At 67.0% G+C, this 13,503-nt stretch carries 16 protein-coding genes; 5 read left to right on the forward strand and 11 right to left on the reverse strand.

Features of this window, described 5'->3' with window-relative positions; translation table 11 throughout:
* Positions 1–40: 40 nt before the first annotated feature.
* From SBI80_RS10610 to SBI80_RS10650, 9 genes are all read right to left on the reverse strand, one after another.
* Positions 41–880 carry an SDR family NAD(P)-dependent oxidoreductase gene (locus SBI80_RS10610; protein ID WP_318975209.1) on the reverse strand — a complete coding sequence of 280 codons (840 nt, stop codon included), beginning with the start codon at positions 878–880 and terminating at the stop codon, positions 41–43.
* The gene (locus tag SBI80_RS10615; protein WP_318974464.1) at positions 877–1,311 is read right to left on the reverse strand and encodes a nuclear transport factor 2 family protein; all 435 of its coding nucleotides are present in this window, start codon (positions 1,309–1,311) and stop codon (positions 877–879) included. The genes SBI80_RS10610 and SBI80_RS10615 overlap by 4 nt, the downstream gene beginning before the upstream one ends.
* 7 nt (positions 1,312–1,318) lie before the next feature.
* Positions 1,319–2,446, reverse strand: coding sequence for an NDMA-dependent alcohol dehydrogenase (locus SBI80_RS10620; RefSeq protein ID WP_318974465.1), 1,128 nt, complete (start codon positions 2,444–2,446; stop codon positions 1,319–1,321).
* Positions 2,447–2,537: 91 nt separating this feature from the next.
* Positions 2,538–3,089, reverse strand: coding sequence for a nuclear transport factor 2 family protein (locus SBI80_RS10625; protein WP_318974466.1), 552 nt, complete (start codon positions 3,087–3,089; stop codon positions 2,538–2,540).
* Between the two features lies 1 nt (position 3,090).
* A complete protein-coding gene (locus SBI80_RS10630) occupies positions 3,091–3,297 on the reverse strand; it encodes a ferredoxin Fdx (RefSeq protein ID WP_318974467.1) in 207 nt (68 codons plus the stop codon).
* Positions 3,298–3,301: 4 nt separating this feature from the next.
* The gene (locus tag SBI80_RS10635; RefSeq protein WP_318974468.1) at positions 3,302–4,663 is read right to left on the reverse strand and encodes a lanosterol 14-alpha demethylase; all 1,362 of its coding nucleotides are present in this window, start codon (positions 4,661–4,663) and stop codon (positions 3,302–3,304) included.
* Positions 4,660–5,487 (reverse strand): SDR family oxidoreductase, encoded by an 828-nt coding sequence (locus tag SBI80_RS10640; protein ID WP_318974469.1) that lies wholly within the window; start codon positions 5,485–5,487, stop codon positions 4,660–4,662. The genes SBI80_RS10635 and SBI80_RS10640 overlap by 4 nt, the downstream gene beginning before the upstream one ends.
* Positions 5,487–6,710 (reverse strand): cytochrome P450, encoded by a 1,224-nt coding sequence (locus tag SBI80_RS10645; RefSeq protein WP_318974470.1) that lies wholly within the window; start codon positions 6,708–6,710, stop codon positions 5,487–5,489. Before SBI80_RS10645 ends, SBI80_RS10640 begins: the two co-directional genes overlap by 1 nt.
* Complete coding sequence (locus SBI80_RS10650; protein ID WP_318974471.1) at positions 6,707–7,318, reverse strand: TetR family transcriptional regulator; 612 nt, start codon at positions 7,316–7,318, stop codon at positions 6,707–6,709. The genes SBI80_RS10645 and SBI80_RS10650 overlap by 4 nt, the downstream gene beginning before the upstream one ends.
* A 185-nt stretch (positions 7,319–7,503) precedes the next feature.
* Between SBI80_RS10650 and SBI80_RS10655 the strand changes: the two genes are divergently transcribed.
* From SBI80_RS10655 to SBI80_RS10675, 5 genes are all read left to right on the forward strand, one after another.
* Positions 7,504–8,970 (forward strand): aldehyde dehydrogenase, encoded by a 1,467-nt coding sequence (locus tag SBI80_RS10655; protein WP_318974472.1) that lies wholly within the window; start codon positions 7,504–7,506, stop codon positions 8,968–8,970.
* Between the two features lie 78 nt (positions 8,971–9,048).
* Complete coding sequence (locus SBI80_RS10660) at positions 9,049–9,804, forward strand: SDR family oxidoreductase (RefSeq protein ID WP_318974473.1); 756 nt, start codon at positions 9,049–9,051, stop codon at positions 9,802–9,804.
* 25 nt (positions 9,805–9,829) lie between these two features.
* Positions 9,830–10,678, forward strand: coding sequence for an NAD(P)-dependent oxidoreductase (locus SBI80_RS10665; protein ID WP_318974474.1), 849 nt, complete (start codon positions 9,830–9,832; stop codon positions 10,676–10,678).
* Between the two features lie 4 nt (positions 10,679–10,682).
* Positions 10,683–11,126, forward strand: a complete 444-nt coding sequence (locus SBI80_RS10670; RefSeq protein ID WP_318974475.1) for a carboxymuconolactone decarboxylase family protein — start codon at positions 10,683–10,685, stop codon at positions 11,124–11,126.
* Complete coding sequence (locus SBI80_RS10675; RefSeq protein WP_318974476.1) at positions 11,116–12,342, forward strand: hypothetical protein; 1,227 nt, start codon at positions 11,116–11,118, stop codon at positions 12,340–12,342. Before SBI80_RS10670 ends, SBI80_RS10675 begins: the two co-directional genes overlap by 11 nt.
* Before the next feature lie 4 nt (positions 12,343–12,346).
* Here the strand turns inward: SBI80_RS10675 and SBI80_RS10680 are convergent, their stop codons facing one another.
* Positions 12,347–12,850, reverse strand: a complete 504-nt coding sequence (locus SBI80_RS10680; protein ID WP_318974477.1) for an EspA/EspE family type VII secretion system effector — start codon at positions 12,848–12,850, stop codon at positions 12,347–12,349.
* Positions 12,851–12,860: 10 nt separating this feature from the next.
* Positions 12,861–13,478 carry a TetR/AcrR family transcriptional regulator gene (locus SBI80_RS10685; protein WP_318974478.1) on the reverse strand — a complete coding sequence of 206 codons (618 nt, stop codon included), beginning with the start codon at positions 13,476–13,478 and terminating at the stop codon, positions 12,861–12,863.
* Between the last annotated feature and the right edge of the window lie 25 nt (positions 13,479–13,503).

Genomic DNA, 13,503 nt, shown 5'->3' on the forward strand with positions numbered 1-13,503 from the left:
ATCGGGACCCAAGATCGCAGAGGATTCACGAGCGCGCCGATCAGCTCCCGCGGATGAACCCGTCGACGTCGCCGACCGTCCACGGCGGTGCGTCGCGGTGCTCGCGGTAGGCGAGGATGCTCGGGGTCTGCCGATCGAAGCTGCCGATGAAACCCCCTGCGGCGACCAAGATCCGACCCGTGACGTCCTTGGCGAGATCGCTCACCAGATACGCGTAGCTGGGAGCGACGTACTCCGGTGGTGCCGCATCCAACGCGCCCGCCATGCTGACGTCGTCGAGCAGGCCGCGGCGGTTGAGCTCCGCGATCTGGGCTTCGTAGTCGGGGCCGGTCGACAATCGCGTCCTCGCCCCGGGGCACACGACGTTGGCACGCACCCCGTGCTCGCGCAGTTCGGCGGCGATCGCCAGGGTGAGACCGTTGACGGCGCCCTTGCCAGCCGGGTAGCCGGTGCCGCCGTAGTCGCCGAGGAACGCGAACGAACTGGTGTTGACGATCGCGCCGCCGCCCTGGGCGACCATCCTCGGCGCGGCCGCCCGGCACGTCTCGAACGTCGTGCCGAGGTGGGCGTCGAGCAGCTCGTGGAACTGCGCGGAGGTGACGTTCAGGATCGACGAACCGGCAGGCTCCGCGGTGCCCGCGCAGTTGACGAGGGCATCGATGCGGCCGAATTCGGCGACGCAGCGCTCGATCAGGGCATCCGCGGTCTCGGGGTCGGCTGGCGAGCCGGCGAAGGGCACCCCGCCGATCCGCTCTGCGGCCGCGGTCACCGCGATGGCATCCCGGCCGTTGACGAGGACACCGAACCCTTCGGCGGCAAGCAGTTTCGCGACTGCCAACCCGATCCCGCGCGATCCGCCGACGACGACGGCTCCGCTCAGCTCGGGTCCTCCTCCTGGCCGAATTGCATGGCGTCCATGTTCCAGTAGCCGCGCAGGTTGGTGATCGCGCCCTCGTCGTTCACCCGGTAGGTGAACACCCCGCGCACCGTCGCCGTGAACCCGTTCGGGAACCGAGTGTGCAGCGTCAGGATGTAGGCGATCTCCGTCGGTGAGCTCGACGGGAACGTCTCCTCGCAGGTCACGGTCAGTCGGTTGGGCCCGATGTTGGCGTCGTAGAAGGCCGCGAGCGCCTCCTTGCCCCGGACGCCGGTGCCGTCGGGATTGGTGACGGCCTCGCCGATCGGATCCTCGACCACGACGTCGTCGGCCATCAGCGCCAGCCAGCCGTCGCGGTCACCGGCTTGTACGCACCGCCACGATGCCTCCGAGGCGGTGACGACGGGGGACTTCTCGGCGGTCTCCTGAGCCACGGCGCGTCTACCTGTCGGCGTCGGTGTAGCGGATGACGCCGCGGATGTTGCGACCCTCCAGCATGTCGGTGTAGCCCTCGTTGATCTGCTCCAGCTTGTACTGCCTGGTGATCATGTCGTCGAGGTTGAGCTTGCCGGCCTTGTACATCGACAGCAGCTGGGGGATGTCGAAGTGCGGATTGCCACCGCCGAAGATGGTGCCCTGCAAGCGCTTCTGCATCAGGGTCAGCATCGCCAGATTCAGCGACACCTCGGTGTCCAGCAGGCTGCCGATGGCGGTCAGGACGCAGGTGCCGCCCTTGGACGTCAGGTTGACGTAGTTGTCGACGTCCTTGCCGTGCAGCTCGCCGACGGTGACGATGACCTGCTTGGCCATCAGTCCCCAGGTGACCTCGGCGATGCCGCCGAACGCGGTTTCCAGGTCGGGATAGGCGTGCGTCGCGCCGAACTTCAGCGCGGCGTCGCGCTTCCACTCGACCGGCTCGATGACGAAGATGTTCCGGGCGCCGGCGATGACCGCGCCTTGCAGCGCCGACATGCCCACACCGCCGACGCCGACGACGCACACGTCGTCACCGGGGCGGATGTCCCCGGCGCGCACGGCCGAACCGTAGCCGGTGGTGACACCGCAACCGACGAGGCAGGCCACCTCGAAGGGGATCGACGGATCGATCTTCACCACGGAGCTCTTGTGCACCACCATGTACGGGCTGAACGTGCCGAGCAGGGTCATCGGGAAGACGGGCTGGCCCTTGGCGGTGATGCGGTGCGTGCCGTCGGAGACGGCCGTGCCGCCGAGCAGACCGGCGCCCAGATCGCAGAGGTTGCGCATGCCGGCCTGACAGGACGGGCATACGCCGCACGACGGGATGAAGGACAGCACGACGTGATCACCTGGGGCCAGGTCTTCTACCCCGGGCCCGACCTCGGTGACGACGCCTGCACCCTCGTGGCCGCCGAGCACCGGAAAGCCCGCCATCGGGATGCCGCCGGTCACCAGGTGATGGTCGGAATGGCACATCCCCGACGCTTCCATCTGGATCTTGACCTCGTCCTTGACGGGATCGCCGATCTCGATTTCCTCGATCGACCACGGTTGGTTGAACTCCCAGATGAGAGCGCCCTTTGTCTTCATCGGTACGTGCCTTCCGCTCGAGCCAGTGAGGCCAGACTAGAACCTCTAGTTAACTTGGTCACACCCACCCCAAGCAACCGCTTGGTGGAATTCACCAGATCGGCACCGGGCTGGTGCCGATCGGGTAGTAGCCCGGCAGCTGCTCCCCGGCGAGGCTGCGCTCGATGCGCTTCTGCATGGTCGGGGTGAGATCCCCGGACTCGATCAGCTTCAAGAACGCCTTCTGAACGTGGCCGAAGTCGAAGAAGTCGCGCTGCCACTCGATGAGCAGATCGTCGTTCAGTCGGAACCACGATCCGCCGATGCCGTAGATCTCGTCCCGCGTGCCGTCACCCTTGTTGGCGACCTGCTTCCAGAACCCGACGATCTCGTTCTGCGTTTCGTCGATCAGTACCTTCTGGTACTCGTAGACCCAGTTCTCCAGGCCCTCCATCTCCAAGCCGAGTGCGACGTCGCGGATCTGCGCCTTGCCGATGCACATGACGTCCTCCTTCGGGCCGATGTTCCAGCCGTAGGTGGCGTCCTCGGCGTAGAACTCCGCCAACGGCTTCCAATCGCCCGCGGCCTCACCGTCCGCGTTGGCCTGCAGCCACCGCTGCACCCAGTCCTCGAGTTGGGCGCGCCGCGCCCCGGGTTCGAACATGTCAGTCCTTCTCTCGAATGGATAGTGCTTGGGTGGGACACATTTCGATCGCCCGCTCGACGTCCTCGCGAATGTCGTCGGAGGGTTCGGCATCGAGAATCTCGACGACGCCCCGTTTGGGCACCGCGAACACCTCGGGAGCCTCCAGTTCGCACATCGCATGGCCCTGGCACAGGTCCTCGTCGAGTTCAACGCGGTAGCAACCCATCAGCTCAGGCCCTCTCGGCTCGCCTGCGATAGCGCACCTTGGCCGGTTGGGCCAGCTGGACGACCATCTTGGAATGGTCGTTCTGGTAGCTCTCCGACGGCTGAGACATCTCGAATTCATACTGGCGCAATAGAACCGAGAAGATGGCCTTGATCTGCATCTGGGCGAACGCCGCTCCGACGCAGCGGTGCTTTCCGGCGCCGAAGGGAATCCAGGTCCAGCGGTTGACGAGATCTTCCTGTCGAGGCTTCTGATAGCGGTCGGGGTCGAAGTCGTCCGGCCGCGGGAAGTCCTCGGCGATCCGGTTGCTGATCGCTGGCGAGGCGGCCACCATCTGACCCTGGTGAATCGGGTAGCCGGCCACTTCGAACTCGTCCTGCGCGACGCGCATCAGGATGATCAGCGGCGGATGCAGGCGCAGCGTCTCCTTCAGTGAGTTGTCGAGTCTCGGAATCTGGCGCAGCGCATGGAAACTGACCTCTTGCCCGTCTGCGTAGAGCTCGTCCAGCTCCTGCTGAACCTGCGCGTAGACCTCGGGGTTGCGCAGCAACTCGATCAACGTCCACGACGAGGTACCCGAGCTGGTGTGGTGTCCCGCGAACATCAGTGAGATGAACATGCCCGTGACCTCGTTGGCCGTGAACCGCGGGTTGCCCTCGTCGTCCTTGATCGAGACCAGCACGTCGAGCAGGTCGCGATCCTCCTTACCCGCCGGCGGGTTGGCGATGCGGCCGTTCATGATCTCTTGCACCAGTTCGACGAGCTTCACCCGCGACTCGTCGCGAATTCGGAAGCTCTCGATGTCCAGGTAGGGGTCGACGTAGCACAGCGGGTCGGTGCCGCGCTCGAGTTGGTGGTAGTACTGGGCGAATCGGCTGTCGAGCTGCTCGCGGAACTTCAATCCGATCAGGCACGCCGTCGAGGTGTAGATGGTCAACTCGGAGAAGAAGTCCAGCAGTTCGATCTCACCCTCGGGTCCCCAGTCGGCGATCATCTTGAGAACCTCGTTCTCGATCGTCGCGGCATGACCCTTCATCTGCTCGCCGCGCAATGCGGTGTTGTGCAACATCTCGGCGCGGCGCTCGGGGTCGGCGTCGAACACCACGCCCTCACCGAAGATCGGCGTCATGAAGGGATAGGCCTCGGCCTGGTTGAGCTCCGCGTCGCTGGAGCGGAAGAAGAACTCGTTGGCCTCCGCCCCGGACAGCATGACGACCTGCTTGTCGACCAGTTGGAACCAACCAACGGCGCCACACTCGGAGCGGATGCGCTTCATCAAACCGATGGGGTCGGTGCGGAATTCCTCGAGGTGGCCGTACTCCTCCTCACCACCGGAAACCCGCCGAACGTCCTTGGTGATGGTCATGACGTCGGGTTCTCCTCGTCGAGTACGAGCTTCTGGCGCTCCGAGGGGGCGCTCGCCAACGGCGCTTCGGGCTGCAGTTCCATGTTCGCGATGAACCCGCCGCGCGGTGTCTCCGCGACGAAGGTGATGGCACGCGCCAGATCCGAGGCCCGCAGGAAGTAGTCGTGCCGCGCCTGGCCCCACTTGGCCCAGTCCTCCAGCGCGGGGCCGATCAGCTCGGCGGGCAGGCTCCAGCCCATCGACGTCTTGGTCGGTCCGGGGTGCACGATCGACGCCCGAACTCCGGTGCCCTCCAACTCCATCTGGAAGTTGGTGACCATGGCGGCCAGGGCAGCCTTGGCTGCACCGTAGGCACCCATGTGGGGTCGCTGTCGCAGCGCCACGTCGGATCCGACGAAGATCAGATCGCCGCGCTGGCGTTCCAGCATGCCCGGGAGCACCGCACCGGCCAGCCGGTTGGCGCCGACGAGGTGGATCTGCAACTGCGAATCGAAGTCGTCGGTGCTGATGTCGGCGAGCTTGCCGAAGTAGGTGTCTCCGGCGCCGGCCACCAAGATCTCGATGTCACCGAGGGCTTCGACGGCGCTGGCGACGAAGGACTTCACCGAGTTGGGGTCGGTGACGTCGAGGTGAAAGCCGACGGCCTCACCGCCCTCGGCATTGATCTTGCCGACGATGTCGTCGAGCTTCTCGACCCGGCGAGCGCCGAGGGCGACGGGGAAGCCGCGCGAGGCGAGCTCGATCGCGGTGGCCTCTCCGATCCCGGCCGAGGCGCCGGCGACGATCACCGGTCGGCGGTCGGGCAGCGGGGCGAAGCGGGGCATCAGCGGACCTCCAGGCTCATGGGCAGATGGGCGAATCCGCGAACGTTGCTGGAGTGCACGCGAACGGCGTTGGCCTCGTCGACGTGGTATCCGCCGATGCGCTTGAACAATTCGGCGAGCGCCACCCGCGCCTCCATCCTGGCGAGGTGGGCGCCCAGGCAGAAGTGGGCACCGCTGCCGAAACTCTGTAATTTCGAACCGATTTCGCGGCCGATGATGAAGTCGTCGGGATCGTCGAACACGCGCTCGTCGCGGTGGGCCGAGCCGGGCAGCAGCAACACGACGTCACCGTCGGGGATGGTCGTGTCGTAGAGCGTCAGGTCGCCGGCGACCATGCGGGCGAGGATCTGGCTGGAGGTGTCGTAGCGCAGGGTCTCCTCGATCCACAGCGGGATCCGGCTCGGATCCTCGAAGACGGATTGCAACTGGTCGGGGTTGCGATAGCCCCAGAAGGCGGCGTTGGCAAGCAGTTTGGTGGTGGTCTCGTTGCCGGCGATCACCATCAGGAACATGAAGCCGAGCACCTCGTCGTCGGTGAGCCGGTCGCCGTCGATCTCGGCCTCGAGCAGCGCCGTGGTCAGGTCGTCGGTTGGCTTCCTGCGCCGCTCGCCGACCATGTCCTGGTAGTAGACGATCAGATTGAGCGACGCCTCGATGGCCTCGGCGGGCACGTCGTTGACACCGTCCTCGCGGTGCATGACGCCGTCGGCCATGGCGCGAATGCGGTCGCGGTCGGACTCCGGTACGCCCATCAGCTCGCTGATGACGTCCATCGGCAGCTTGCCGGCGAACTCGGCGACGTAGTCGACGGTCGAACCCCCACCATCTCGAGCCTTCGCCAGCATGACGTCGAGGTGCTTGACCGCGAGTTCGGTGACCCGCGGCTCCAATTCGCGAATTCGACGCGGCGTGAAGCCCTTCGAGACTAGCGTCCGCAGCCTGAGGTGGTCGGGGTCGTCCATGGCCAGGAACGACATCGTCTTGCTGGCGTGCGGGCCACGGGAGATCGGATCGAGTGAGACGCCCTCGCGGTTGGACAGCGTGGTGCTGTTGCGAAACCCCTGCAGCACGTCGCGATGTCGCGAGAGAGCCCAGAAGCCGAGGTCGGCGTTGTGATAGAGCGGAGCCTCGTCGCGCAGCCGTTTGTAGTACGGGTACGGGTCCTCGTGGAAGTCGTAGTCGTACGGGTCGAGCAGGACTTCGGGTACCTCGAGGGATGTCATCTGGTGCCGTCCTCTCCCACGATCAGGCCGACTACGTAGCTCAGCCGATCGGCGATCTGGTGGTAGGTGAAGACACCGCTGCCGGCGTTGACCAGTGCGCCGAAGAACGTCATCTCCAGCGCGGCGATCATGCGGGGGTCGGCGTCGGGACCGACGGCAGACCTGATGCGGCGGTGGATCTCGGCACCGATGCGGTCGCGCACGCGGCGCACGGTGGGGTCGGCACCCGCCAGCAGTGCCGTCGTACAGGCGGCGGCCACTTCCGGCTCGTCCGCAACCATCAGAGCCATGCTGCGCAGGGCCTGCTCGACGCGCCGCGCCATCGGTTCGTTGACGTCGGTGTAGTAGGGCACCTGCTTGAGCAGATCGAGGTAGACCTCGGCGATCAGGTGGTTCTTCGACGAGAAGTAGGTGTAGGCGGTGGCCGGTGCGACCTTGGCCCGCGCGGCGACGGCTCGCACGGTGAGGTCGGCGTACGAGGACTCGCGCAACATCTCGATGCCCGCCCGCAGCACCTTGCGAAAGGTCTCCTGCTGCCGGCGGTTGCGTGGCGGCTCGTCCATGGCCTCACTCGGAGCTGTGATGGCGGTTACGGCGTCGCTGGACACATGTCCAACTTATCCGACGGCACCCGCGGTAGGCAAGCGTGGACGTCAAAGAGCGTGCGAATCAAACGTTGTCGTCGGGATTGATGGTCGTCCAGCGGTCCGCCCTTGCGGCCCGGCCGAACCGGGGGATATGGTTCGACCTGACCAAGGCCAGACAGTTGTCCAGAAGTGAATCGGGAGTTCGGATGGCGCTATTGGGCGATCGCCAGAGTCGACTGCTCGTCGACGGCAAGCTGGTGACCGGCGGAGGCGGCACGTTCACGACGCTCAACCCGGCCACCGAGGACGTCCTCGGCGTCGCGGCGGATGCCTCGGATGCGGACATGAACGCCGCAATCGATGCTGCGCGAAGGGCTTTCGACGACACCGACTGGTCGACCAACGTCGAACTGCGGGTGCGGTGCATCCGCCAGCTCCAGCGGGCCATGCGCGATCACGTGGAGGAGCTGCGGGAGCTGACGATCTCGGAGGTCGGCGCCCCGCGCATGCTGACGTCGATGGCGCAGCTCGAGGGCCCCGTCGAGGATCTGAGCTTCTGCACCGACACCGCAGAGTCCTACCCGTGGACGACCGATCTGGGCATCGCGGCGCCGATGGGCATCAAGACGCATCGCACGATCGCCAGGGAGGCGATCGGCGTCGTCGGCGCCATCACGCCGTGGAACTTCCCGCACCAGATCAACCTGGCGAAGCTCGGTCCCGCACTCGCAGCCGGCAACACCCTGATCCTCAAGCCCGCCCCCGACACCCCCTGGGCGGCAGCGGTGCTCGGCGAGCTGATCGCCGAGCACACCGAGTTCCCCGCCGGCGTCGTGAACGTCGTGACGTCGAGCGACCACGGTGTCGGTGCGCGGCTGTCGACCGATCCGCGCGTGGACATGGTGTCGTTCACCGGGTCGACCACCACCGGTCGCGCGGTGATGTCCGACGCCGCTGCCACGCTGAAGAAGGTCTTCCTCGAGCTGGGTGGCAAGTCGGCGTTCCTGGTGCTCGACGACGCCGATCTCGCCGGTGCGTGTTCGATGGCCGCGTTCACCGCGTCGATGCACGCGGGTCAGGGGTGTGCGATCACCACGCGCCTGGTCGTGCCACGCCAGCGCTACGACGAGGCCGTGGAGTCGGCCGCGGCCACCATGGCCGGGCTCGCGCCGGGTGACCCCACGGACCCTGGCACCATTTGCGGGCCGGTGATCTCCGCGCGCCAGCGCGATCGCATCCAGGGCTATCTCGACTCGGCGATCGCCGAGGGGGGCCGATTCGCCTGCGGCGGGGGCCGGCCCGCGGGTCGCGATCGGGGCTTCTTCATCGAGCCGACCGTGATCGCCGGCCTCGACAACGAGGCCACGGTGGCCCGGGAGGAGATCTTCGGCCCCGTGCTGACCGTCATCGCCCACGACGGCGACGACGACGCCGTGCGCATCGCCAACGACTCGCCGTACGGGCTGTCCGGCACCGTCTTCTCCGGTGACGACGACCGCGCGGCGGGGGTGGCGGCTCGGCTGCGGGTCGGCACCGTCAACGTCAACGGTGGCGTCTGGTACTCGGCGGACATGCCGTTCGGTGGCTACAAGCAATCCGGCATCGGCCGGGAGATGGGGCTCGCCGGTTTCGAGGAGTACCTCGAGATCAAGGCGATCGCCACCGCGACCTAACCCGCCGAGCGTGGACTTCCGTCACGGGCCCGTCCACATCGCCTGACAGAACCCCACATTCGAGCAGAGAGAAGGAACATGTACGGCGACCAGTTCAAGGACAAGGTGGCGATTGTCACCGGCTCGGGTGGCGGCATCGGCCAGGCGTATGCCGAGGCGCTGGCCCGCGAGGGGGCCGCAGTGGTGATCGCCGACATCAACGTCGAGGGCGCGCAGAAGGTGGCCGACGGAATCAAGGGCGAGGGCGGCAACGCGTTGGCCGTGCGGGTCGACGTCAGCGATCCCGACTCCGCCAAGGAGATGGCCGCGCAGACGCTCTCGGAGTTCGGCGGCATCGACTACCTGGTGAACAACGCCGCCATCTTCGGCGGGATGAAGCTGGACTTCCTGATCACCGTGGACTGGGAGTACTACAAGAAGTTCATGAGCGTGAACCTCGACGGCGCGCTGGTCTGCACCCGCGCCGTCTACCGCAAGATGGCCAAGCGCGGTGGTGGTGCGATCGTCAATCAGTCATCGACCGCCGCCTGGCTGTACTCGAACTTCTACGGTTTGGCCAAGGTCGGCGTCAACGGCCTGACCCAGCAGCTGGCCACCGAGCTCGGCGGTCAGAACATCCGCATCAACGCGATCGCACCCGGCCCCATCGACACCGAGGCCAACCGGACGACGACGCCGCAGGAGATGGTCGCCGACATCGTCAAGGGAATCCCGTTGTCGCGCATGGGACAGCCGGAGGACCTGGTCGGCATGTGCCTGTTCCTTCTGTCGGACCAGGCCAAGTGGATCACCGGCCAGATCTTCAACGTCGACGGCGGACAGATCATCCGCTGATGAGTGCTCGCGCGAAGAGGAGACGATGATGAGCCTCGCGCTGGGGTACATCGGACTGGGAAACATGGGCGCGCCGATGGCCAAGCGGCTCGTCGAGTGGCCGGGTGGCGTCACCGTGTTCGACGTCCGGGCCGAGGCGATGACGCCGCTGGCCGAGGTCGGTGCGTCGCTGGCCGACGGCATCGCCGACGTGGCTGCCGCGGACGTCGTCTGCGTGACCGTGCTGGACGACGCCCAGGTGCGCACCGTGGTCGCCGAGCTCGCCGCACACGCCAAGCCGGACACCGTGATCGCCATCCACTCCACGATCAGCCCCGATACCGCAGTCGAGTTGGCGGACCGCCTGCGGCCCAGCGGTATTCACGTCATCGACGCGCCGGTCTCCGGTGGCGGCGCCGCCGCCGAGCGGGGTGAGCTCGCGGTGATGGTGGGCGCCGATCGCGAGGTGTACGAGCGGATCAAACCGGCATTCAAGCAGTTCGCATCGCTGGTGATCCACGCGGGTCCGCCGGGTGCGGGCACCCGAATGAAGCTGGCCCGCAACATGTTGACGTTCACCGGTTTCGCGGCGGCGTGTGAGGCAATGACATTGGCCGAGGCCAGCGGCATCGACCTGCAGCAGCTCGGCCGGGTGGTCCGGCACACCGATGCGCTCACCGGCGGGGCGGGGGCCGTCATGGTGCGCGACGACATGGCGCCGCTGGCTGCCGACCACTGGCTGCACGACGTGTTCGTGCACACGCGAGGGCTGGGGGAGAAGGATCTGAGCCTGGCGCTGGGGCTGGGCGCGACGGTGGACGTCGACCTGCCGCTGGCTCGGCTGGCGCTGCAGAACCTGGCCGCCGGCCTCGGCGTCCCGCACGAGAGGAGCTGAGATCGTGGACGAATTGCGCCGCAAGGGCCTAGACAAGATGAACGAGGTCTACTCGTGGGAGATGCCCGACATCGAGGGCGACCCCTTCTTCGATCTGACGGTCGACCATCTGTTCGGCGCGATCTGGACCCGCCCCGGTCTGTCCATGCGCGACAAGCGCCTGATGACCCTGACGGTCGTGACGGCCCTGGGTGAGCAGGGCCTGGCCGAGGTGCAGGTCAACGCCGCGCTGGCGAATGAAGAGCTCACCGAGGACGAGCTCGGGGAGATGGCGATCTTCCTGACGCAGTACCTCGGCTTCCCGAGGGCTTCGGGGCTCAACGGCGTAGTGGGGCGAGTCGCAGCGAAGCGGAAGAAGGCGGCCGCGTCGGGCGACGGCGAGGACAAGAAGGCCAACGCCAGCGCCGCAGTCAAGATGAACACCGGGAAGAACCTCGATGGCGAGTAGATACGCGTCGCTCACCCGGGCCGAGCTGGCGACCCTGGTGCCCGAGTTGCTGTTGATCGGCCAGATGATCGACCGCTCCGGAATGGCTTGGTGCATATCCGAATTCGGCCGCGAAGAGATGCTGCAGATCGCGATCGAGGAATGGGCGGCCGCGAGCCCGCTCTACACCAAGCGGATGCAGCGGGCGCTGAACTACGAGGGTGTCGACATCTTCACCCTCTTCAAGGGGCTACAGCTCGACATCGGTGCCCCGCCGCAGTTCATGGACTTTCGCTACACCGTCCACGACCGCTGGCACGGCGAGTTCCACCTCGACCACTGCGGCGCACTGCTCGACGTCGAACCGATGGGTGAGGACTACGTCAAGGGCATGTGCCACGACATCGAGGACCCGACCTTCGACGCCACCGCGCTGGCCACCAATCGCAAGGCGCAGGTCCGACCCGTCCATCGGCCGCCGCGGACGCCCGCGGATCGGCATCCGCACTGCCGGTGGACGGTGATCATCGACGAGTCCTACCCGCCGGCGCCGTTCATCCCGGCCATGGACGTGGTCGGCGCCACCAACGCCTACGCCTGCGAGCTCGATCCGATCGACCCGGATGACGATGGCAAGGCCGACTATTCGGGTCCACTGCTCGCCGACGTCGACTTCGGTGCCTTCTCGCACTCGGCGCTGGTCCGCATCGCCGACGAGGTGTGCCTGCAGATGCATCTGCTGGTCCTTTCGTTCACGCTCGCCGTGCGAGCCAGGGCCAACGGTGATGCCGCGCTCGAGGAGTCGATCCGCACCAAGCAGCTCATCGGCATCGCCGGGGTGGCGGCCGAACGCATCCACCGCGCGCTCGCTCTGCCGGCTGGTGCCAAGGGTGCACTGCGGGTGCTCGAGTTGCATCCGCTGCTGAACCCGGCCGCATACGTGACCGCGGACGTGCAGTCCGATGCCGTGCACGTGCACGCCTCACCGGCACACGACGACGGCGCCTGGATCGCCCTGTGCTCACCGGTGGCCGACACGCCCCTGCAGGCCGTCGTGCAGGCCGTCGACCCGCGCCTGCGTGCCGAGGTGTCCGGCAGCCGATCCGACTGGTCCGTCCGACTGACCGAAACCGACACTGCGGCAAACGAGCTCGGCGAAGTCGCGGTATGCAGGTTCAGTCGGGGAGCATCCTGGGTCTTCGAGAATCGCAAGTCGTTGCCGCTGACCGTGGTCTGAGGGGTCAGTCGGCGGCGCGTGCCGAACTGCCCAGGGTGCGGTAGTCGCCGCCGAGGTCGAGGATACGCCCGGCGATGAACGCCAGGTCTGCGTGCGCGCGAACGACGATGGCCCGAATGTCGCTGGCGCCCTTGCTGATCACCGGATACAACAGTCGTTCGCCCTCAGCGGTGGCGGGTACCCGTGAAGCCGCGTCGTCCACGCGACGACGGACGTCTGCCAGGTCGCGACGTCCGGCCGTCACCACGGCTGCCGTCTGCCGGATCTCCGCGGCCAGGCGCTGGTCGAGCTGGGCGATGTCTCCGATGGTGCGCGCGATGCGATGGTTGGCCTCGGCAAAGGACTCCGCGGCAGAACCGGCCCACGAGGCGCGGGAGCCGGCCGAGGTCACGGAGTCCTGCAGCATCTTCAGGCGCGGGCCCTGATCGGGGAGGACGCCGGGAGCGCCCTCGCCGAAGACGGCGTTGGCTTGTGACCAGATGGCCCGAAACCCGTCGAGTGCACTCACCCTGTCGAGTCTAAGTGCCGGGTGAGGACCCTCGAGTCGGCAAAATCGCGCCCCCGACCCACCGCCGCAGATAGGCCCGGAGGTCTTCCCCGGTACGTGGCGGGCGGCCCGGGTCGATGACGAACGACTGAATGATGCGCAGCAGATGCTCGGCCAGTTCGTCGAGTTCGGGTTCGGTGAACCCGGCTGCCGCCCAGTCGACGTCGAAGCGCCGCAGCATCGAATTGGCGAACTGCAGGGCGACGTCCGACGTCACGGACGCGGTGTGCTGATCGGCGCGACCAGGTGCCACCAGCAGGCCGATGTGCTTGTCCTTGGGCAGCCATTCCAGTGCGGTCGCGATGGCCTCGGTGACGGCGTCGACCGGATCGGTGATCCCGCGGAGGTGATCGGCCAGACGCGCCAGGAAGTCATTGGCCGCGTGGACCGCGGCGGCCACCAGAAGCGCGTCGGTGCTGGGGAAGTAGCGGTAGACCGTCTGGCGGGTGACCCCGAGGGTGCGTGCGACGTCGGCGATGCTGAAGTCGGCACCACGCTCGTCGATGGCCTTGCCCGCGGCACCGAGGATCCGCGCGACGGCCTCGTCGTCGGTGGCGGGTGCCGATCCCGCCCAGCCATGGGTGCGCACCCCGAGATGGTAGCCGCCGCGCCCC

The organism is Mycolicibacterium sichuanense, assembly GCF_033741125.1.
GTDB lineage: Bacteria > Actinomycetota > Actinomycetes > Mycobacteriales > Mycobacteriaceae > Mycobacterium.

Excerpts from the sequence above, each read along its gene's own strand:
- SBI80_RS10620 (WP_318974465.1), bottom strand. The coding sequence starts at position 2,446 with ATGAAGACAAAGGGCGCTCTCATCTGGGAGTTCAACCAACCGTGGTCG.
- SBI80_RS10675 (WP_318974476.1), top strand. The coding sequence starts at position 11,116 with ATGGCGAGTAGATACGCGTCGCTCACCCGGGCCGAGCTGGCGACCCTG.
- SBI80_RS10655 (WP_318974472.1), top strand. The coding sequence starts at position 7,504 with ATGGCGCTATTGGGCGATCGCCAGAGTCGACTGCTCGTCGACGGCAAG.
- SBI80_RS10665 (WP_318974474.1), top strand. The coding sequence starts at position 9,830 with ATGATGAGCCTCGCGCTGGGGTACATCGGACTGGGAAACATGGGCGCG.
- SBI80_RS10645 (WP_318974470.1), bottom strand. The coding sequence starts at position 6,710 with ATGACATCCCTCGAGGTACCCGAAGTCCTGCTCGACCCGTACGACTAC.
- SBI80_RS10640 (WP_318974469.1), bottom strand. The coding sequence starts at position 5,487 with ATGCCCCGCTTCGCCCCGCTGCCCGACCGCCGACCGGTGATCGTCGCC.
- SBI80_RS10660 (WP_318974473.1), top strand. The coding sequence starts at position 9,049 with ATGTACGGCGACCAGTTCAAGGACAAGGTGGCGATTGTCACCGGCTCG.
- SBI80_RS10625 (WP_318974466.1), bottom strand. The coding sequence starts at position 3,089 with ATGTTCGAACCCGGGGCGCGGCGCGCCCAACTCGAGGACTGGGTGCAG.
- SBI80_RS10635 (WP_318974468.1), bottom strand. The coding sequence starts at position 4,663 with ATGACCATCACCAAGGACGTTCGGCGGGTTTCCGGTGGTGAGGAGGAG.
- SBI80_RS10630 (WP_318974467.1), bottom strand. The coding sequence starts at position 3,297 with ATGGGTTGCTACCGCGTTGAACTCGACGAGGACCTGTGCCAGGGCCAT.